Here is an 18950-nt window from a genome sequence, read left to right on the forward strand (position 1 = left end):
AAACGAAAGGCCACCGATGTCCATTCCCCAACAGGGCGGCGGCCCGATCGAACGTCCCGAACAGCTGGTCGAATATATCGCCGCGGGCGAGAAACCGCGCGAGGCTTGGCGCATCGGCACCGAGCACGAGAAATTCGGCTATCGCCATGCCGACCTGATGCCCCTGCCCTACGAGGCTGCGCCCGGCCAGCCCTCGGTCAAGGCCATGCTGGAGGGGCTGCAGAGCCGCTTCGGCTGGACCCCGGTGCTGGAGGCGGGCAACATCATCGGGCTGGAGCGCGACGGCGCCAATGTCAGTCTTGAACCCGGCGGTCAGCTGGAGCTGTCGGGCGCGCCGCTGGAGACCATCCACCAGACCTGCGACGAGGTGAATCAGCATCTGGCCGAGGTGAAGACCGTGGCGGATGAGCTGGGCGCCGGCTTCATCGGTCTGGGCGCCGCGCCGATCTGGACGCAGGAACAGATGCCGATGATGCCCAAGGGGCGTTACCGGCTGATGACCGATTACATGGGCCGGGTCGGCACGCTGGGCACGCAGATGATGTATCGCACCTGCACCGTGCAGGTGAATCTGGACTTCGCCTCGGAAGCCGACATGGTGCAGAAGCTGCGGGTGGCGCTGGCCCTGCAGCCGGTGGCGAATGCGCTTTTCGCCAATTCCCCCTTCCTCGACGGCAAGCCGAACGGCTGGAAAAGCTGGCGCGCGCATATCTGGCAGAATCTCGACGAGGCGCGCACCGGCATGTTGCCCTTCGTCTTCGAGGACGGCTTCGGCTATGAGGCCTGGGTCGATTACGTGCTCGATGTGCCGATGTATTTCGTCTATCGCGACGGCAAATACATCGACGCGCTGGGGCAGAGCTTCCGCGATTTTCTGCAGGGCAAGCTGCCGGCGCTGCCGGGCGAGATCCCGACCCTGTCGGACTGGGCGGACCACCTGACCACGGTCTTCCCCGAGGCGCGGGTCAAGAAATTCATCGAGATGCGCGGCGCCGACGGCGGACCCTGGCGGCGGCTTTGCGCCCTGCCGGCGCTTTGGGTCGGGCTGGTCTATGACCAGTCGGCGCTGGACGCCGCCTGGGATCTGGTCAAAGGCTGGGATGCCGAGACGCGCGAGGCCTGGCGGCGCGGCGCCGGCCTGCTGGCGCTGGATGCCGAGGTGAACGGCGTGAAGATGCGCGATCTGGCGCGCGAGGTGCTGGCGATCTCGGAAGCCGGGTTGAAGGCGCGGGCCCGCACCGGCTCGGGCGGGCTGGTCCCGGACGAGACGCATTTCCTGAACGCGCTCAAGGAAAGCGTCGAGACGGGCAAGGTGCCCGCCGACGAGTTGCTGGGGAAATACCACGGCGAATGGGCGGGCGATCTGAGCCGCATCTACGGCGAGTATTCCTATTGACCAAGGGCCGGGTGATCCCCGGCCCTTTTCGCATTCGGTTGGCGGCGCGGCTCAGGCCTGCGGCGCGGGCGGCTGCGGCTGGTTGCGGCCCTGCATGAACTGATCGAACTCGACCTTGTCCTTGGCCTCGCGCAGCTTCTGCAGGAAGTCGAGGAATTCGCGATGCTCGTCCTCGAGCCGTTTCAGCGTTTCCTCGCGATAGGCATCGAAGGCGCTGTTGCCGGTCGGCATGCCGAAACCTTGGCGATAGCGGTGGCCGTGGTGATGATGGCGGTGGCGGCAAGAAAACATGCGTTTGCTCCAGATCATGTAACCCAGGATGGCAAGGCCCAAAGGCCAGCAGGCGATGAAGGCCAGGATCATGGCAGCGATCCAGGCGCCCTTCCCGCGCTCGTCCAGCCAGTCCCGGATGCCGGCCAATGCCGCGCCGATCCGGTCGAAGGCGGAGGGGCGCGGGGCGATGTCAGTGTTCATTGCGGTCCCTTTCCGATGTGAATGTTAATCACATTTACATAAATGGAGCGCGGCCGGCCGGGTTCAAGGGATGCGGCGAAAATTTTCAGCCAAGGGGTTCAGTCGGGGATCACGCCCAGCCCGCGCAGATAGATCAGCGCGCCGCTTTCCAGCATGTCAGCGGCCGAGATGGGCGAGCGCGAGCCGGGTTTGCCGCGCCCGAACAGTTCGACCACGCCATGGCTCAGCGCCCAGATATGGTCGGCGATCATGCCGGGCGGCGGCTGCGGGCCGGGGCGGTTGACGAAAAGCGATTCGGCCCCGCGGACCAGCACGCCCCGCGCCCGCTCGGACGCCTGTTGCAGCCCGGAATTGCCGGTGATCGAGATGCCGGATTCGAACATGGCGATGTAGAAGCCGCGCCGCTCGGCCGCGAAGCCCAGATATTCCTGCCCCATGCGCAGGAACGCGGTCAGCGGCCGCGGGCGACCGTCGTCGAAGGCGGTCCCCAGCCGGGCGGCGAATTCCTCGAATCCCTGCCGGGCGACCTCCTCCAGCAGATCCTCGCGGCCGGTGAAATGGCGATAGGGCGCCGCGGCGCTGACCCCGGCCAGGCGCGCGGCCTCGGCCAGGGTAAAGCCCTGCGGACCGTTCTCCTCGATCAGCCGCACCGTGGCCTCGACAAGGGCCTGGCGCAGATTGCCATGATGATAAGAGGATCGGGCCATGTCCGGCCCTTACATGCCTTCGCCGAAATAGTCCTCGACAAGCGCGCTCAGCGCATCGGCAAGCTCGCGGGCCTGCGCGCCGCGCGTGGTGACGCGGATCGAACTGCCGCGCGGCGCGGTCAGCATCAAGAGACCCATGATCGAATCGCCCGAGACGCTGATCCCGTCCTTTTCCACGATGGCCTGGGCGTCGAACCGCTCGACCGTCTCGACGAATTTCGCGCTGGCCCGCGCATGCAGGCCCTTTTCGTTGATGATCGCCAGTTCGCGGGTGACGGCCCCGTTGGTCATGTCATTCATGAAGCGGCACGATTCGGGATGGGAAGCACATCGGCAGGCAGAACGTCATAGCTGTTGATGTACTTGCGTCCCGCATCCTTGGCCAGGGAAACGGCATCGGCGACCGACAGCTTGCGCGATTTCGCCAGCTTCACCAGCATCGGCAGGTTCGCGCCGTAAAGGATCGAGCGGTTGCGCATCGCGCAGGCCATCAGCGACAGGTTCGAGGGCGAGCCGCCGAACAGGTCCGTCACCACCACCACGCCGTCGCCGGAATCGACCGAATCGGCCGCCGCGCAGATTTCGGCCTGCTTCTGGCTCCGATCATGGTTTTCCTCGATCGTAACGGCCTTGATGCCGGTTTGCGGTCCCACCACATGCTCGACTGCCGAGAGATATTCCCTCGCCAGGCCGCCATGCGCCACGATGACAATCCCGATCAATTCACTCCACCACGCATCAGCCGCTTACCCTGGCGCCCGTGCCGTGTGAGAGGCCGTGTTGGCCATCATCCCCAGGTGCCGGCGCCATTTGACGGCGTTCAAGTTCCCGATGTCTAGTTGACACTTGCCAGCCCGCTTTCGCAAGCGCATCCGCCATTTTTTCCGCCATTGTGACGGAACGGTGTTGCCCTCCGGTACAACCGAAGCCGATCGCCAGATGGGCCTTGCCCTCTTCCAGATGGGCAGGCAGGGCGAAAAGCACAAGATCCCGCACCCTGCGGAAGAATTCGTCGAATCGCGGATCGGCCGTCACATAATCCTGAACCGCCCGGTCGCGGCCATCCAGGGGCCGCAGCGCCGGTTCCCAATGCGGGTTGGCCAGGAAGCGGCAGTCGAACATCATGTCGACCCCGCGCGGCACCCCGCGCTTATAGGAAAACGACTGCACCGAGACCGCCAGCCGCCGCCCCGTCTCGGTGTCGAACCAGCGCGCCAGCTCCGCCTTCAGGTCGTGCGGCGACAGTTCCGAGGTATCGACCAGCACGTCGGCCCGCGCCCGGATCGGCGCCAGCAGATCGCGCTCGGCCCGGATCGCGTCCAGGGGCGAGGCCTCGCCGCGCAGCGGATGGCGGCGCCGGGTTTCATTGAAGCGTCGCAAAAGCTGCTCGGTGGCGCAGTCGAGAAACAGAAGCTCGGGGGCGTATTCCGGCAGCCGCACCAGCTTGTCGATCAGCTCGGTCAGGTTGGCGACGGAAAAGTCGCGGTTGCGCACATCCAGCCCCAGCGCCAGCGGCACCGGCCGCGGCGGCCCGTCCAGCAGCCGCGGGATCAGCGACAGCGGCAGGTTGTCGATGGCCTCGTAGCCCAGATCCTCCAGCACATTGATCGCGGTCGAGCGGCCCGCCCCGGACGGCCCGGTGATCAGCACCAGACGCTGGGCCGTATCCTCGACGGCGCCGCCGTCGCGGGCCGGGTCCTGCTGGTTGTCCATGGGGCTGCCCGCCTCAGACATCTCGGCTCACTTCTCCTGCCCATCCGTGTCCGCCCGTCCGGCGTCGAGATATTGCAACAGTGCCGGGGCAAGATGGACACAGCCGGCGCCAAGGACAAGGGGCAAAGCCCTGTCCAAAAGGTCAAGCCGGCGCGGCGGCGGCAGGCGCTCGGGCTCGGGCCGGTCCAGATCCACCGCCAACGCCAGTGCGACCGGGCCATGGGCGCGGGCGCGCAGGATGCCAAGGCCGCGTGCCTCGATCAGGCCGCGCAGCGAATCGGGCGAATCGGCGACGATATCTCTGCCCTCCGCCCGCAACAGCGTACGGTCATCCGCCACAAGCGTTGCGCCGAAAGCCATCATTTCAAGAGCAAGCGTCGATTTGCCTGCGCCAGAGGCCCCGAGGATCAGAAGTCCCCTGCCCCGATGGGCGATGCAGGATGCGTGCAGGATCATGGCGCGACGGCCTCCGAAACGCGGCGAATCAGTACCGCTGGTTAGGACAGAACCCCTGCCTTTGTGGCGAATTCTTGACGCCCGGACCATGCCCGCGCAAATGGTTGCGCTAACCTTTCCTGATAGCGCTAAACCTGTCCATAACGCCGCTTTCGCTGGGGAAATGCCGTGTTATAGGACGCGCAACGGCCGGTTGTCGGCCCGGAATTCTAGCAGGAGCACAGGTGCCATGAGCGAACCGCGCGTCAACCCGAATTGCCGTCTCGAAGACCAGGGGATCACCGGGCTCGGCAATGTCCACTACAACCTGCTCGAACCGGCGCTGATCGAAGCGGCCATCCAGCGCGGCGAAGGCCGGCTGGGTCTTGGCGGCACCTTCCTGGTCTCGACCGGCGCCCATACCGGCCGCTCGCCCAAGGACAAGCATGTCGTGCGCAGCCCCGCGGTGGAAGACAGCATTTGGTGGGAGAACAACCGCCCGATGGAGCCCGAGGCCTTCGACCGGCTGCATGCCGACATGCTGGAACACATGAAAGGCAAGGACTATTTCGTTCAGGACCTCTACGGCGGCGCGGATCCTGCCCTGCGCCTCGACGTCCGGGTCGTGACCGAACTGGCCTGGCACGGGCTGTTCATCCGCAACCTGCTGCGCCGGCCCGAGGCCGCCGAGCTGGCCAGCTTCGCGCCGGAATTCACCATCATCAACTGCCCCAGCTTCAAGGCCGATCCGGCACGCCACGGCTGCCGCTCGGAAACGGTGATCGCGCTCAATTTCGACAAAAAGCTGATCCTGATCGGCAACACCGCCTATGCCGGCGAGAACAAGAAGTCGGTCTTCACGCTCTTGAACTACATCCTGCCGGAAAAGGGCGTGATGCCGATGCATTGCTCGGCCAACCACGCGCTCGGCAACCCGGACGACAGCGCCATCTTCTTCGGCCTGTCGGGCACCGGCAAGACCACGCTCTCGGCCGATCCCTCGCGCACGCTGGTCGGCGATGACGAGCACGGCTGGTCCGACACCGGCATCTTCAACTTCGAGGGCGGCTGCTACGCCAAGACCATCAACCTCTCGGCCGAGGCCGAGCCGGAGATCTACGCCACCTGCTACAAGTTCGGCACCGTGGTCGAGAACATGGTCTATGACCCCGACACGCTGGAGCTGGACTTCGAGGACAACTCGCTGACCGACAACATGCGCTGCGCCTATCCGCTGGAGCAGATCTCGAACGCCTCGCCGACCTCGCTGGGCGGCCAGCCGAAGAACGTGATCATGCTGACCTGCGACGCCTATGGCGTGCTGCCGCCGATCGCGCGACTGACCCCGGCCCAGGCCATGTATCACTTCCTGTCGGGCTTCACCTCCAAGACCCCGGGCACCGAGGTCGGCGTGACCGAGCCGACGCCGACCTTCTCGACCTGCTTCGGCGCCCCCTTCATGCCGCGCCGGCCGGAAGTCTATGGCAAACTGCTGCAGGAAAAGATCGCCCAGACCGGCGCGGCCTGCTGGCTGGTCAATACCGGCTGGACCGGCGGCGCCTTCGGCACCGGCAAGCGCATGCCGATCAAGGCCACCCGCGCCCTGCTGACCGCGGCGCTGGACGGCTCGCTGAACCAGGTGCAGTTCCGCAAGGATCCGAATTTCGGCTTCGAGGTTCCGGTTTCGGTCCCCGGCGTCGATGACAAGCTGCTGGACCCGCGCCAGACCTGGGCGGACGGCGCCGCCTATGACGCGCAGGCCCGCAAGCTGGTCGGCATGTTCAGCGACAATTTCGCGCAATATGCCGACAAGATCGACGACGACGTCCGCGCCGCCGCCATCGGCTGAAACCTGGAACGGCAATGATGCAAGGGCAAGGGGCGGTCCGAAAGGGCCGCCCCTTCGCCTGCGCCGCGGTCGCAAGACCCCCGGCCCGCGGCCGACACGCGGGCGCGCCCCGGCGACCTTCTCCGTGTTCGAAATACCCTGGAGCAGCGCGGAACGCGCGGGGGCAAAGCCCCCTTCGTTCAATGCTGCCGCCGCACCCGCCGGCGTTTCTGGGCGCGCTTGACCTCGGCCAGCCGGGCCTGGGTGGCGCGCTTGCGCATCGGACCCTTGCCACGGCCGCGCGAGGCGCCCTGCGGCAGCGGCCGGCCCTCGACCTCCAGCAACTCCAGCATCAGCCCGCCGGTCAGCGGCACCGCTTCGGTCAGCCGCACGGTCACGCGCTGGCCGATGCCGATTTCCAGTCCGGTTTCCGAGCCCATCAGCACCTGCGCATTCGGGTCGTAGTGGAAATATTCCCGGCCGATCTCGCGGATCGGCAACAGGCCGTCCGCCCCGGTCTCGTCCAGCCGCACGAAGGCGCCGAATTTCTGCACGCCGCTGATGCGGCCGGTGAACTCGGCCCCCACCCGGTCGGCCAGATAGGCGGCAAGATAGCGGTCGGTGGTGTCGCGCTCTGCCGCCATCGACCGCCGCTCGGTCTCCGAGATGTGCTGGGCGGTTTCCGAAAGCGTCTCGATATCCTGCGCCGACAGCCCGTCATCGCCCCATTTGTGGCCCATGATCAGCGCCCGATGCACGATCAGGTCGGAATAGCGCCGGATCGGCGACGTGAAATGCGCGTAAGAGCGCAGCGCCAGTCCGAAATGGCCGAAATTCTCCGGGTTGTAATAGGCCTGCTGCATCGAGCGCAGCGCCGTCATGTTGATCAGCTCGTCGAACTCGGACCCCTCGGCCTGTTCCAGCAGCCGGTTCAGGTGCCGGGTCTGCAACACCTGGCCCTTGGCCAGGGTGAAGCCCGAGGCCTCGGCCACCTCGCGCAGCGCGTCGAGCTTTTCCACCGTCGGCTCCTCGTGCACGCGATAAAGCAGCGGCCGGCGCAGCCGTTCCAGCTCCTCGGCGGCGGCGACATTGGCCAGCACCATGAATTCCTCGATCAGCCGATGCGCGTCATAGCGTTCGCGGAAATTCACCGACTTCACCCGGCCGTCCGGGGTCAGCACGATCCGCCGCTCGGGCAGGTCCAGCTCCAGCGGCTGGCGGCGGGCCCGCGCGGCCTTGAGCAATTCGTAGCCATGCCAGAGCGGCCGGATCACCGCATCGACCAGCGGCGCGGTCTGGTCGTCGGGATTGCCGTCGGCCGCCGCCTGCGCCTGCTCATAGGCCAGGCTCGCGGCCGAGCGGATCATGCCGCGATGGAAGCTGTGGCCGGTCTTGTTGCCCTGCGCGTCCAGCCGCATCCGCACGGCGATCACCGGCCGGTCCACGCCCTGATGCAACGAGCACAGGTCGCTCGACAGGATGTCGGGCAGCATCGGCACCACCCGGTCGGGGAAATAGGTGGAATTGCCGCGGTTCCGCGCCTCGCGGTCCAGGGCCGAGCCGGGGCGGGCGTAATGCGCCACATCGGCGATGGCGACCCAGACCGTGGCACCGCCATCCTCATGCGTTTCGGCGGCGACGGCATCGTCGCGGTCGCGCGCATCCGAAGGGTCGATGGTGACGAAAGGCAGGTGCCGCAGATCCTCGCGGCCCTGCATCGTCGCCGGGCGGGCGGCGTCGGCCTCGGCGATCACCGCGTCGGGGAAATCGTCGGGGATGCCGTGCTGGTGGATGGCGATCAGGCTGACCGCCCGGGGCGCCGAAGGGTCGCCCAGCCGCTCGACGATCCGCGCCACGGGCAGGCCGATGCGGCCACGCGGGCCGACCTGCTCGGCATCGACCAGCTCGCCGTTTTTCGCGCCATGCGCGTCGCCGGGGCGCACCTGCCATTCCCTGTCCTGGCCCTTGTCGATGGGCAGGATGCGGCCGCCGGCATCGGGGCCGCCGGTCGCGGCGCGGAAGATGCCGACGATGCGGTGCTGCACCGTGCCGATGCGGCGGATCAGCCGGGCCTGATAGTCGTGATCCTCGCCCCGGGTCTCGATCAGCCGGGCCAGGATGCGCTCGCCGGGCGCGACGGCGGGATCGGATTTCAGCGCCGCGTAAAGGATGCGCGGCACCGGCCCCTCGCCCTGCCATTCCAAAGGCTTGGCGAAAATGTCGCCGTCGCGGTTGGGCGGCAGCAATTGCAGCACGGTGACCGGCGGCAGCCGCTCGGCATCGTGGTAATGCCGGCGGCGGCGTTCCAGCAGGCCCTCGGCCTCCAGCTCCTTCAGCAGCCGCTTCAGCTCGATGCGCTCGGCGCCCTTGATGCCGAAGGCCTTGGCGATGTCGCGCTTGGCAGTGGCGTCCGGGTGGGCGGACACCCAATCGAGAATCTCTTGACGGGAAGGTAGCTGTGCCATGCCGCCACGCTAGCACGCTGCCGGACGGGGTGGCAGAGGCAAAATCAGGCGGCGGGCAGCCGCACGAAGGCCGCCGCGTCGCGCACCACCGGATCGGCCTCGGCCCCGGCACGGATCAACGCCACGAAGGCCTGGCGCATGCGCGGCGTCCAGGAATCGTTGATATGGGCGGCCACCGCCTCGGGCGCCGGCCGGTCGGGCTGGCTGGTGAAGAACTGCGCCATCTGCGTGGCCATGTGAATCAGTTTGGAATCGTCGTGGGACATGGGGCCTCAGCTTCCGGCGATGCGCCGGGGATGGGTGTAAAGATCGAAGCTCGCCTGCCGGGCGCGGGCGATCAGGGTGATGCCGGCACGTTCGGCCCAGCCGAGCGCCAGCGCCGTCGGCGCGCTGGCGCCGATCAGGATCGGTGCGCCGATGCGGGCGGCCTTCTGCACCAGATCGACCGACAGCCGCGAGGACATGACGACGGCACCCTGCCCGGCCGACTGCCCGGCCTGCGCCAGCGCGCCGGCCAGCTTGTCCAGCGCGTTGTGGCGGCCGACATCCTCGCGCGTCACGGCGCGGGCGCCGTCCCAGAAGGCGGCGCCGTGGATCGCCGGGGTCTGGTGGCGCAAGACCTGGCCTTGCGTCAGCGCCGCCATGGCGCGGGCCACGTCCTCGGGCGGCATCGACCAGTCCGAGGCGACCGGCACGATCTGCGGCAGCGCCGCCTCGATGCTGTCGACGCCGCAAAGCCCGCAGCCCACCGGCCCGACCATGCTGCGCCGCCGCTCGGCCAGCCGCGCGGCAAGGCCGGGGCGCAGCCACAGCCGCGCCTCGCGGGCCGGGAAACCGCCGGCCTCGACCGCGGCCTCCTCGAACCCCTCGACATCGCCGGGCGCCGCGATCAGCCCCTCGGTCAGGGCGAAGCCCAGGGCGAAGTCGCGCAGATCCTGCGGCGTCGCCATCAGCACCGCCTGGCTCATGCCGTCGATGACGATGGCCACCGGGCATTCCTGCGGCGCCGGGGGCGGCTCGACAAACCGCCAGCCGCCGCCCTGGCCTGCGCCGTCCCAGCGCAGGACGCCGGTCGTCACGTCGCGCATGCGGTCACTCGGCAGCGGCGGGCAGGATGCGGCGCGCGAGGTCGGAATGATGGCGATACTCCTCTTGCCATTCCGAGGGGCCATTCGAGGGGCTGACCTGCACGGCCGTCACCTTGAACTCGGGGCAGTTGGTGGCCCAGTCGGAATTGTCCGTGGTCACCACATTGGCCTGGGTCGTCGGGTGATGGAAGGTGGTATAGACCACCCCCGGCGCCACCCGCTCGGTGATATGCGCCCTAAGCGAAGTATCGCCCGAACGCGAGGCCACGCGCACCCAGTCGCCTTCCCGGATGCCGCGGTTCTCGGCATCCGAGGGGTGGATCTCCAGGATGTCCTCGGGGTGCCAGACGCTGTTGTCGGTCCGCCGGGTCTGCGCGCCGACATTGTATTGCGACAGGATCCGCCCGGTGGTCAGCAGCAGCGGGAAGCGCGCGCCGGTGCGTTCCTCGGTCGCGACGTATTCGGTATGGACGAACTTGCCCTTGCCGCGCACGAAACCGTCGATATGCATGACCGGCGTGCCCAGCGGCGCCTTGTCGTTGCAGGGCCATTGCACCGAACCCTCGCGATCCAGAAGATCGTAGCTGACCCCGGCGAAGCTGGGCGTGGTCATCGCGATCTCGGCCATGATCTCGCGCGGGTGGGTATAGGACCAGGCCGCGCCCATGCGGTTGGCCAGCAGCTGCGTGACCTCCCAGTCCTCGTAGCCGTTCTTCGGCGTCATGGCGCGGCGGACCATGTTGATGCGCCGCTCGGCATTGGTGAAGGTGCCGTCCTTTTCCAGGAAGCTCGAACCCGGCAGGAAGACATGCGCATAGTTCGAGGTCTCGTTCAGGAACAGATCCTGCACGATCACGATATCCATGGCCGACAGCGCCGAAGTGACGTGCCGGGTGTCGGGGTCGGATTGCACGATGTCCTCGCCCTGGCAGTAAAGGCCCTTGAAGCGGCCGGCCAGTGCCTCGTCGAACATGTTGGGGATGCGCAGGCCCGGTTCGGGCGACAGCTCGACGCCCCAGACCCGCTCATAGATGGCCCGCGCCTCGGGGTCCGAGACATGGCGATAGCCCGGATATTCGTTCGGGAACGAGCCCATGTCGCAGGAACCCTGCACGTTGTTCTGGCCGCGCAGCGGGTTCACGCCGGTGCCGGGCTTGCCGATATTGCCGGTCATCATCGCCAGGTTGGCGATCGCCATCACCGTGGTCGAGCCCTGCGAATGCTCGGTCACGCCCAAGCCGTAATAGATGCTGGCGCGCGGCGCGGCGGCATAGGCGCGCGCGGCCTTGCGGATCAGCTCGGCCGGCACCTTGCTCAGCTTCTCGACCTCCTCGGGCGAATGCCGGGGATCCATCACGAATTCGGCATAGGCCAGGAACTCGTCCCAGTCGCAGCGCTCGCGGATGAAGGCCTCGTCATAGAGCTTCTCGGCGACGATCACATGCGCCAGCGCGGTGACGACGGCGACGTTGGTCCCCGGCCGCAGCGGCAGATGCAGGCTGTCGCCCATATGCGGGGTCTTCAGCAGGTCGATCTCGCGCGGGTCGACGACGATCAGCCCGGCCCCCTCGCGCAGCCGCTTGCGCATGCGCGAGCCGAAGACCGGATGCGCATCCGTCGGGTTGGCGCCGATGATCAGCGCCAGGTCGGTCTCGTCCACCGAATCGAAGTCATGCGTGCCGGCCGAGGTGCCGAAGGTGGTCTTCAGCCCGTAGCCGGTGGGCGAATGGCAGACCCGGGCGCAGGTGTCGGTGTTGTTGTTGTGGAAGACGGCGCGCGCCAGCTTCTGCACCAGATAGGTTTCCTCGTTGGTGCAGCGCGACGAGGTGATGACGCCGATGGCATCGCGCCCGAAATCCTCCTGCGCCTGGCGCAGACGGGTGGCGGCGAAATCCAGCGCCTCGTCCCAGCTGACCACGCGCCACGGATCGGTGATGCGTTCGCGCACCATCGGCTGGGTCTGGCGTTCGCGATGCGTTGCGTAGCCCCAGGCGAAGCGACCCTTGACGCAGCTGTGGCCGTGGTTCGCCTTGCCGTCCTTGCTGGGGACCATGCGCACCACCTCCTCGCCGCGCATATGCGCGTCGAAGGAACAGCCGACCCCGCAATAGGCGCAGGTCGTCTTGACGATATGCTCGGGCGTGCCGATCTGGATCACGCTGTTCTCGATCAGCGTCGCGGTCGGGCAGACCTGCACGCAGGCGCCGCAGCTGACGCAATCCGAGGACAGGAAACTGTCCGAGGCCATCCCGGCCGAGACGCGGCTGTCAAAGCCGCGGCCCTCGATGGTCAGCGCGAAGGTGCCTTGCACCTCCTCGCAGGCCCGCACGCAACGGTTGCAGACGATGCATTTGGCGGGGTCGAAGGTGAAATAGGGGTTCGACTGGTCCTTGGGCCGGTATTCCGGGTTCGGCCCCTCGGCATCGCGACGGGCGAAATGGTTCTGGCCCGGCTCATAGCGCACCTCGCGCAGGCCGACGGCGCCGGCCATGTCCTGAAGCTCGCAATCGCCATTGGCGGCGCAGGTCAGGCAGTCGAGCGGGTGGTCGCTGATGTAAAGCTCCATCACCCCCTTGCGGATCTGCGCCACCTCGTCGGTCTGGGTATGGACCACCATGCCCTCGGCCACCGGCGTCGTGCAGGAGGCCGGCAGGCCGCGCATCCCGTCGATCTGCACCACGCAAAGCCGGCAGGAGCCGAAGGCGGCCAGATGGTCGGTGGCGCAGAGCTTCGGCACCGAGATGCCGGCCACGGCGGCGGCGCGCATGACGCTGGTGCCGGCCGGCACGCTGACCGGGATGCCGTCCACCAGCAGGTTCACGGTGACGTCGGACTTGACCGCGGGCGTACCCATGTCACGGTCGGGAATGATGAAATCCTTCATTCGGCGGCCTCCTTGCGGGGCTCGCGGCGCCCGCTGAAATCGTCGGGGAAATGGGTCAGCGCCGACATGACCGGGAAGGGCGCGAAGCCCCCCAGCGCGCAGAGCGAGCCCCATTTCATCGTGTTGCAAAGATCGGTAAGGATCGGGATCCCCGTCTCGTCGCCCTGGGCGATGCGGTCGATGGTCTCGACCCCCCGGACCGAGCCGATCCGGCAGGGCGTGCATTTGCCGCAGCTTTCCACGGCGCAGAACTCCATGGCGAAGCGCGCCAGCTTCAGCATGTCGGCGGTGTCGTCGAAGACGGTGATTCCGGCATGGCCCAGCAGGCCCTCTTTCGTCGCCAGCTCCTCGTAGCCGAAGGGCACGTCGAAGTTCCAATGCGGGATGTAGGAGCCGAGCGGCCCGCCCACCTGCGCCGCCTTGACCGGCCGGCCCGAGGCGGTGCCGCCGCCGATCTCTTCGATGATCTGGCGCAGGCTCATGCCGAAGGCAGCCTCGAACAGCCCGCCATATTTCACGTTGCCGGCGATCTGGATCGGGATCGTGCCCTTGGACCGCCCGATGCCCAGCTTGGCGTATTCCGCCCCGCCATGGGTCAGGATCCAGGGCACCGAGGCCAGCGAGATCACGTTGTTGACCACCGTCGGCCGGCCCAGGAACCCCTCCAGCGCCGGAATCGGCGGCTTGGCGCGCACCACGCCGCGCTTGCCCTCCAGGCTGTTGAGCAGGCTGGTCTCCTCGCCGCAGACATAGGCGCCGGCGCCGACCCGCACCTCCATGTCATAGGCATGGCCCGAACCCAGTACCGACGGCCCGAGGATGCCCGCCTGCCGGGCCTTGCCGATGGCGGCCTCCATCAGCCGGATGGCGTCGGGATATTCGCTGCGGATATAGACATAGCCCTGCACCGCGCCCGTGGCGATGCCGGCGATCGCCATGCCCTCGATCAGGACCAACGGATCGCCCTCCATCAGCATGCGGTCGGCAAAACTGCCCGAATCACCCTCGTCGGCATTGCAGACGATGTATTTCCGCGGAGCCTTGGCGCCGGCGACGGTCTTCCACTTGATGCCGGTCGGGAAACCGGCGCCGCCGCGGCCGCGCAGCCCGGATTCGGTGACCTCCTCGACGACCTTTTCCGGCCCGATGCCGATGGCGCGGCGCAGCCCGGCCAGCCCGCCATGCGCCTCGTATTCCTCGACCGAAAGCGGGTCGATCACGCCGACCCGGGCAAAGGTCAGCCGGCTTTGCGCCTTCATCCAGGGCAGTTCCTCGACCGGGCCCAGGGCCAGCGGATGCGCGCCGCCCGTGCGGATCGCCTCGGCGACCGAGGCCGCGTCCTCGGGCCCGACCGGCCCGTAGCCGTGCCGCACGCCGTCGCGCTCGACCTCGACCAGAGGCTCGAGCCAGATCATGCCGCGGCTGCCGTTGCGGGTCACGGCAAACTCGCGCCCCAGCGCCTCGGCCACCGCGTCGGCGCCCAAAGCCCTTGCGGCGGCGTCCAGGGGAACCCAGATCCTCATGCGCCTGCCTCCGCCACCAGTTGCCGCACCTTGGCCAGATTCGCCCGGCCCAGCAGCCTGTCGCCCATCTGCGCCGAGGGCGCGCAGGCGCAAAGCCCCAGGCAGAACACCGGCTCCAGCGTCAGCCGCCCGTCCGGGGTGGTCTCGTGCCAGTCGATTCCCAGCGCGGCGCGCACCTCCTCGGCCAAGGCATCGGCGCCCATCGACTGGCAGGCCTCGGCCCGGCACAGCCGCAGCACATGCCGGCCATGCGGATGGTCGCGGAAATCGTGATAGAAGCTGACCACGCCATAGACCTCGGCCCGGGTCATGCCCAGGGCCTCGGCCAGCCGCGGCTGCGCCTCCTCGGGCACATGGCCCCATTCGGCCTGAATGTCGTGCAGGATGGGCAGAAGCGGCCCCTCGCGGCCCTGATGGGCGGCGATGATTTCGTCAAGGCGCAGAAGGAAATCAGCGTCGATCGCTGGTGAGGTCATGGCTAGGGGGTCCGGGCTCTACTGTTTTGTCCAGACTAGAGGCCGGTGATAGACGATACAATTGTGATATATCGTTTATTGATTGAAGGTATCAATCGACGAGACAATGCGGATCAGCGCCTCGACCAGTGGCGGATGCGGCTCGCGCCGGGCCACCACCACGCCGACCATATGGCCCTCGCCGGTCAGGTCACGGGCCCGAACCCCCTCGGGCAGCGGCAGGCCGCGCGCCAGCGCCCGCGGCAGGATCGCCGCCCAGTCGCCGGTCGCCACATGCGACAGGATCGCCAGCATCGAGGTCGATTCGACCCGCGGCAGCGCATCCGCCCCCGCCTCGACCAGGTGCCGGGTGACGATGCGGCGGTTCTGCATGTCGGGGGTCAGCAGGCAAAGCGGCCGGGTGGCGGTCTCGGCCCAGTCGGCCGGCCCCGCCAGCTCGCCCCGGTCGATCAGACAATAGGTTTCGCGATACAGCGGCAGGCTCTGCACCCGGCCCAGCGGCTCGCTGTCCAGATAGGTGACGCCGGCATCCAGCTCCAGCGCCTCGATCTGGTCGCGGATCTCGTCCGAGCTGCGCGACAGGATCGAGACCCCGGCATTGGGATGGCGGCGCAGGAACGGCCCGGTCAGCTCGGCGATGCGCGGCATGGCGGTGGGGATCACGCCGATGCGCAGCCGCCCCGACACGCCCTTGCGGCTGGCCTGCATCTCGGCCTGCATGGCGCGGGCATCGGCGACGATGCGCCGCGCCCAGCCCAGCACCCGCTCGCCCTCGGGCGTCAGCCCCTGGAAGCGCGAGCCGCGCCGCACCAGCTGCACGCCCAGCTGCTCCTCCAGCGCCCGGATGGCCGAGGACAGGGTGGGTTGGGTGATGCCCAGCGATTCGGCGGCGCGGCCGAAATGCTTCTCGCGCGCCAAGGCCATGAACATGGAAAGCTTGTCGATCACGGACCCGCCCTCCCCGCCCGGCCGGCTTTCTCCGTTTTCCAAATACCCCGCGGGGGTCCGGGGGCGCGAAGCCCCCGGCCCGGCGGATCAGACGATCTCGACCGCGTATTTCTCGATCACGGTATTGGCCAGCAGCCCCTCGCACATGCGCGCCACCTCGGCCCTGGCGGCCTCGGCATCGGCTGCCGCCAGGTCCAGTTCGATCACCTTACCCTGGCGCACGCCGGAAACCCCGGCAAAGCCCAGCCCGCCGAGCGCGTGCCGGATCGCCTCGCCCTGGGGGTCCAGAACGCCATCCTTCAGCATGATGGTGACACGGGCTTTCATCTGCGGGCCTCTCAGTTGATCAGGGTGGGTTTGGTCAGCGAGGTGGTGTTGGCGGGCATCAGGCCCAGCCGGCGCGCCACCTCGGTATAGGCATCGGTCAGGCTGCCCAGGTCGCGGCGGAACACGTCCTTGTCCAGCTTCTGCCCGGTCTTGACATCCCAGAGCCGGCAGCTGTCCGGGCTGATCTCGTCGGCGACCACCAGGCGCATGAAATCGCCGTCCCAGATCCGGCCGACCTCGATCTTGAAGTCGATCAGCTTGATGCCGACGCCGAAGAACACCCCCGACAGGAAATCGTTGACCCGCAGCGCCAGCGACACGATGTCGTCGAGATCCTGCTGACTGGCCCAGCCGAAGGCGATGATGTATTCCTCGGACACGAAGGGATCGCCCAGTTCGTCGTTCTTGAAGCTGTATTCGACGATCGGGCGCGGCAGCGGCGTGCCTTCTTCCATGCCCAGGCGCTTGGCGATGGAACCGGCGGCGAAATTCCTGACGATCACTTCCAGCGGAATGATCTCGACCTGACGCACCAGTTGTTCGCGCATGTTGATGCGGCGGATGAAGTGGTTCGGCACGCCGATATTGGTCAGCCCGGTCATGAAGAATTCGGACAGGCGGTTGTTCAGCACGCCCTTGCCCTCGATGGTGGCCTTCTTCTGGGCGTTGAAGGCGGTGGCATCATCCTTGAAATACTGGATGAGCGTGCCGGGCTCGGTGCCTTCGTACAGGATCTTGGCCTTGCCTTCGTAGATTTTCTTGCGCCTTGGTGCCATGCTGCGCTTCTCCCGTCCGCAAGGTGACAATCTTTATCGCGCTATAGGCCAGAAACGGGGTCAGGGGCAATACAGGCTTGCGATGCGACCCCGGCGCGGGCATATCCTGCGATAAGACCACGGGAAAACCCAAGCAGAGGCCGCCATGACCACCTTTGACGACCGCGAGCGCGCGCAAGAGGCGAAATTCGCCCATGATGCGGAACTGAACTTCAAGGCCGAGGCACGGCGCAATCGCCTGCTGGGCGAATGGGCGGCCGGGCTTTTGGGCAAGTCCGGCGACGATGCGCGCGCCTATGCACTGACCGTGGTCAGCTCGGATTTCGACGAACCGGGCGACGAGGACGTGTTCCGCAAGCTGGTGGCCGACCTGACCGGCAAGGCCGACGAGGCGGCGATCCGCGCCAAGATGATCGAGCTGCGCGCCACCGCCCGCGACCAGATCGTCAGCGAGATGTAAGCGGCCCGCCGCGCCATTCCCGACGCCCCGGCCCCGCGCCGGGGCGTCTTGCGTTCCGGGGCCGCGGTTCAGGACATCGCGGGTCAGGGGGCCATGCCGCGGGCCGCCGCCTCGACCCGCGGATAAAGCCGCCACAGCGTCAGACCGCGCAACGCGTTCAGCGCCATCAGCGCCGCCCAAAGCCCGTGATTGCCGAAGGCCCTGGGCAGCAGCAGCACCAGAACCGCGTAGATCCCGACCGAAACCAGCATGGCATTGCGCATCTCGCGCGTGCGGATGGCGCCGATGAAGATGCCGTCCAGCATCCACGAGGCCACGCCGACCAGCGGCGCCACCACCAACCAGGGCAGGAACTGCCGCGCCTCGGCCCGGACCGCGGGGGCGGTGGTCAGCAGGTCGATGATCGCCGGCCCGCCCAGCAGGAAGACGGCCGCAAGTAGCGCCGCCCCCGCCGCGCCCCAGCCCGAGGCCAGCCGCGCCGCCCGTCGCAGCCGATCCGGCCGCCGCGCCCCCACCGCCTGCCCGACCAGCGATTCGGCGGCAAAGGCGAAGCCGTCCAGCCCATAGGCGACGATGGAGAGGAATTGCAGCAGCACCTGGTTGGCGGCCAGCGTCACGTCGCCCTGCCCCGCCGCCATGAACATGAAGGTGGTGAATGAGCCCTGCAGCAGCACCGAGCGGATCAGGATGTCGCCGTTCACCCGCGCCAGCTGTTCCAGCCGGTCGCGGGCGAACAGCCCGGCCCGCCGCAGCCCGGCGCGGATGGCGTGCCGGGCAAACCACAGGCCCAGCAACAGCCCCGACCATTCCGCGATCAGCGTCGCCCCGGCGACGCCGCGCACGCCCCAGCCCAGACCCAGCACGAACCACAGGTCCAGGCCGATGTTCAGCCCGTTCATCGCCAGCTGCATCACCAGCACCGAGCGCGTCCGCTCGACGGCGATCAGCCAGCCGGTCAGGGCGTAAAGCGAGATGGTCGCCGGCGCCCCCCAGATGCGCAGCGCCAGATAGTCCCGGGCCAGCGCCTCGACCGACGCCGAGGCCGGCGCCAACCGGAAGGCGGCGGCGAAGAACGGGGCCTGCAGCAGGATGAAGCCCAGCCCCGCCGCCGCGCCGATGGCCAGCGCCCGCATCAGATGCGCGCCGGATTCGCCCGCGTCGCCCGCGCCATGCGCCTGCGCCACCAACCCCGAGGTGCCCATGCGCAGGAAGCCGAAGATCCAGTAGAGCGAGGTCAGGATCACCGCGCCCAGCCCGACCGCGCCGATCGGCTCGGCCCGGCCCAACTGGCCGATGACGCCGGTATCCACCGCGCCCAGGATGGGAATCGTGGCGTTGGACAGCACCACCGGCAAGGCGATGGCCAGCACCCGGCGGTGGGTCAGCGCCCGCGGCGGCACGACCCCGGACAGGCCGCCGGATTGGCCGCCGGATTGCAGCTCGACCATGG

At 67.9% G+C, this 18950-nt stretch carries 19 protein-coding genes; 3 read left to right on the forward strand and 16 right to left on the reverse strand.

Annotation, left to right across the window (positions count from 1 at the left end; genetic code table 11):
* Positions 1–16: 16 nt before the first annotated feature.
* Positions 17–1396, forward strand: coding sequence for a glutamate--cysteine ligase (locus NBE95_RS12185; protein ID WP_289895705.1), 1380 nt, complete (start codon positions 17–19; stop codon positions 1394–1396).
* A 51-nt stretch (positions 1397–1447) separates the two neighbouring features.
* Here the strand turns inward: NBE95_RS12185 and NBE95_RS12190 are convergent, their stop codons facing one another.
* The 6 genes from NBE95_RS12190 to NBE95_RS12215 all read right to left on the reverse strand — a co-directional run bounded on the left by NBE95_RS12190 (position 1448) and on the right by NBE95_RS12215 (position 4836).
* Positions 1448–1870, reverse strand: a complete 423-nt coding sequence (locus tag NBE95_RS12190; protein WP_019353832.1) for a DUF2852 domain-containing protein — start codon at positions 1868–1870, stop codon at positions 1448–1450.
* A 98-nt stretch (positions 1871–1968) separates the two neighbouring features.
* Entirely contained in the window at positions 1969–2577 is a 609-nt protein-coding gene (locus tag NBE95_RS12195) for a TetR/AcrR family transcriptional regulator (protein ID WP_289895706.1), read from the reverse strand.
* A 9-nt stretch (positions 2578–2586) separates the two neighbouring features.
* Complete coding sequence (locus tag NBE95_RS12200) at positions 2587–2877, reverse strand: HPr family phosphocarrier protein (protein WP_019353312.1); 291 nt, start codon at positions 2875–2877, stop codon at positions 2587–2589.
* Complete coding sequence (locus NBE95_RS12205; RefSeq protein WP_289895707.1) at positions 2874–3299, reverse strand: PTS fructose transporter subunit IIA; 426 nt, start codon at positions 3297–3299, stop codon at positions 2874–2876. The genes NBE95_RS12200 and NBE95_RS12205 overlap by 4 nt, the downstream gene beginning before the upstream one ends.
* A gap of 16 nt (positions 3300–3315) precedes the next feature.
* Positions 3316–4290, reverse strand: a complete 975-nt coding sequence (rapZ, locus tag NBE95_RS12210; protein WP_289895708.1) for an RNase adapter RapZ — start codon at positions 4288–4290, stop codon at positions 3316–3318.
* Between the two features lie 27 nt (positions 4291–4317).
* The gene (locus NBE95_RS12215; protein ID WP_354670366.1) at positions 4318–4836 is read right to left on the reverse strand and encodes an HPr kinase/phosphatase C-terminal domain-containing protein; all 519 of its coding nucleotides are present in this window, start codon (positions 4834–4836) and stop codon (positions 4318–4320) included.
* Positions 4837–4975: 139 nt separating this feature from the next.
* Between NBE95_RS12215 and NBE95_RS12220 the strand changes: the two genes are divergently transcribed.
* Positions 4976–6574, forward strand: coding sequence for a phosphoenolpyruvate carboxykinase (locus NBE95_RS12220; RefSeq protein ID WP_289895709.1), 1599 nt, complete (start codon positions 4976–4978; stop codon positions 6572–6574).
* A gap of 179 nt (positions 6575–6753) precedes the next feature.
* Here NBE95_RS12220 and rnr read toward each other — a convergent pair whose 3' ends face one another.
* From rnr to purC, 9 genes are all read right to left on the reverse strand, one after another.
* Positions 6754–9018 (reverse strand): ribonuclease R, encoded by a 2265-nt coding sequence (rnr, locus tag NBE95_RS12225; protein ID WP_289895710.1) that lies wholly within the window; start codon positions 9016–9018, stop codon positions 6754–6756.
* 44 nt (positions 9019–9062) lie between these two features.
* Entirely contained in the window at positions 9063–9284 is a 222-nt protein-coding gene (locus NBE95_RS12230) for a formate dehydrogenase subunit delta (RefSeq protein ID WP_289895711.1), read from the reverse strand.
* Positions 9285–9290: 6 nt separating this feature from the next.
* Positions 9291–10106, reverse strand: a complete 816-nt coding sequence (gene fdhD / locus NBE95_RS12235; protein WP_289895712.1) for a formate dehydrogenase accessory sulfurtransferase FdhD — start codon at positions 10104–10106, stop codon at positions 9291–9293.
* A 4-nt stretch (positions 10107–10110) separates the two neighbouring features.
* Positions 10111–12990, reverse strand: a complete 2880-nt coding sequence (gene fdhF, locus NBE95_RS12240) for a formate dehydrogenase subunit alpha (RefSeq protein ID WP_289895713.1) — start codon at positions 12988–12990, stop codon at positions 10111–10113.
* Positions 12987–14513 (reverse strand): NADH-ubiquinone oxidoreductase-F iron-sulfur binding region domain-containing protein, encoded by a 1527-nt coding sequence (locus NBE95_RS12245; RefSeq protein ID WP_289895714.1) that lies wholly within the window; start codon positions 14511–14513, stop codon positions 12987–12989. The genes fdhF and NBE95_RS12245 overlap by 4 nt, the downstream gene beginning before the upstream one ends.
* A complete protein-coding gene (locus NBE95_RS12250) occupies positions 14510–14989 on the reverse strand; it encodes a formate dehydrogenase subunit gamma (RefSeq protein ID WP_289895715.1) in 480 nt (159 codons plus the stop codon). The genes NBE95_RS12245 and NBE95_RS12250 overlap by 4 nt, the downstream gene beginning before the upstream one ends.
* Positions 14990–15064: 75 nt before the next feature.
* Complete coding sequence (locus NBE95_RS12255; RefSeq protein ID WP_289895716.1) at positions 15065–15937, reverse strand: LysR family transcriptional regulator; 873 nt, start codon at positions 15935–15937, stop codon at positions 15065–15067.
* Positions 15938–16024: 87 nt separating this feature from the next.
* The gene (gene purS, locus NBE95_RS12260) at positions 16025–16264 is read right to left on the reverse strand and encodes a phosphoribosylformylglycinamidine synthase subunit PurS (protein ID WP_289895717.1); all 240 of its coding nucleotides are present in this window, start codon (positions 16262–16264) and stop codon (positions 16025–16027) included.
* Between the two features lie 11 nt (positions 16265–16275).
* The gene (gene purC / locus NBE95_RS12265) at positions 16276–17040 is read right to left on the reverse strand and encodes a phosphoribosylaminoimidazolesuccinocarboxamide synthase (RefSeq protein WP_028716635.1); all 765 of its coding nucleotides are present in this window, start codon (positions 17038–17040) and stop codon (positions 16276–16278) included.
* Positions 17041–17185: 145 nt separating this feature from the next.
* On the opposite strand from purC, the gene NBE95_RS12270 reads away from it, so the two are divergent.
* Entirely contained in the window at positions 17186–17500 is a 315-nt protein-coding gene (locus tag NBE95_RS12270; protein ID WP_289895718.1) for a DUF1476 domain-containing protein, read from the forward strand.
* 83 nt (positions 17501–17583) lie between these two features.
* Here NBE95_RS12270 and NBE95_RS12275 read toward each other — a convergent pair whose 3' ends face one another.
* Entirely contained in the window at positions 17584–18948 is a 1365-nt protein-coding gene (locus NBE95_RS12275) for an MATE family efflux transporter (protein ID WP_289895719.1), read from the reverse strand.
* Between the last annotated feature and the right edge of the window lie 2 nt (positions 18949–18950).

The organism is Paracoccus sp. TOH (assembly GCF_030388245.1).
GTDB classification, from domain to species: Bacteria; Pseudomonadota; Alphaproteobacteria; order Rhodobacterales; family Rhodobacteraceae; genus Paracoccus; species Paracoccus simplex.

Bases quoted from the DNA above. Each gene is read 5' to 3' on its own strand.
- fdhD (WP_289895712.1), bottom strand. From the start codon at position 10,106: ATGCGCGACGTGACGACCGGCGTCCTGCGCTGGGACGGCGCAGGCCAG.
- NBE95_RS12185 (WP_289895705.1), top strand. From the start codon at position 17: ATGTCCATTCCCCAACAGGGCGGCGGCCCGATCGAACGTCCCGAACAG.
- fdhF (WP_289895713.1), bottom strand. From the start codon at position 12,990: ATGAAGGATTTCATCATTCCCGACCGTGACATGGGTACGCCCGCGGTC.
- NBE95_RS12190 (WP_019353832.1), bottom strand. From the start codon at position 1,870: ATGAACACTGACATCGCCCCGCGCCCCTCCGCCTTCGACCGGATCGGC.
- NBE95_RS12195 (WP_289895706.1), bottom strand. From the start codon at position 2,577: ATGGCCCGATCCTCTTATCATCATGGCAATCTGCGCCAGGCCCTTGTC.
- NBE95_RS12245 (WP_289895714.1), bottom strand. From the start codon at position 14,513: ATGAGGATCTGGGTTCCCCTGGACGCCGCCGCAAGGGCTTTGGGCGCC.
- purC (WP_028716635.1), bottom strand. From the start codon at position 17,040: ATGGCACCAAGGCGCAAGAAAATCTACGAAGGCAAGGCCAAGATCCTG.
- NBE95_RS12270 (WP_289895718.1), top strand. From the start codon at position 17,186: ATGACCACCTTTGACGACCGCGAGCGCGCGCAAGAGGCGAAATTCGCC.
- NBE95_RS12200 (WP_019353312.1), bottom strand. From the start codon at position 2,877: ATGAATGACATGACCAACGGGGCCGTCACCCGCGAACTGGCGATCATC.
- purS (WP_289895717.1), bottom strand. From the start codon at position 16,264: ATGAAAGCCCGTGTCACCATCATGCTGAAGGATGGCGTTCTGGACCCC.
- rapZ (WP_289895708.1), bottom strand. From the start codon at position 4,290: ATGGACAACCAGCAGGACCCGGCCCGCGACGGCGGCGCCGTCGAGGAT.
- rnr (WP_289895710.1), bottom strand. From the start codon at position 9,018: ATGGCACAGCTACCTTCCCGTCAAGAGATTCTCGATTGGGTGTCCGCC.
- NBE95_RS12220 (WP_289895709.1), top strand. From the start codon at position 4,976: ATGAGCGAACCGCGCGTCAACCCGAATTGCCGTCTCGAAGACCAGGGG.
- NBE95_RS12230 (WP_289895711.1), bottom strand. From the start codon at position 9,284: ATGTCCCACGACGATTCCAAACTGATTCACATGGCCACGCAGATGGCG.
- NBE95_RS12215 (WP_354670366.1), bottom strand. From the start codon at position 4,836: ATGGTCCGGGCGTCAAGAATTCGCCACAAAGGCAGGGGTTCTGTCCTA.
- NBE95_RS12250 (WP_289895715.1), bottom strand. From the start codon at position 14,989: ATGACCTCACCAGCGATCGACGCTGATTTCCTTCTGCGCCTTGACGAA.
- NBE95_RS12275 (WP_289895719.1), bottom strand. From the start codon at position 18,948: ATGGTCGAGCTGCAATCCGGCGGCCAATCCGGCGGCCTGTCCGGGGTC.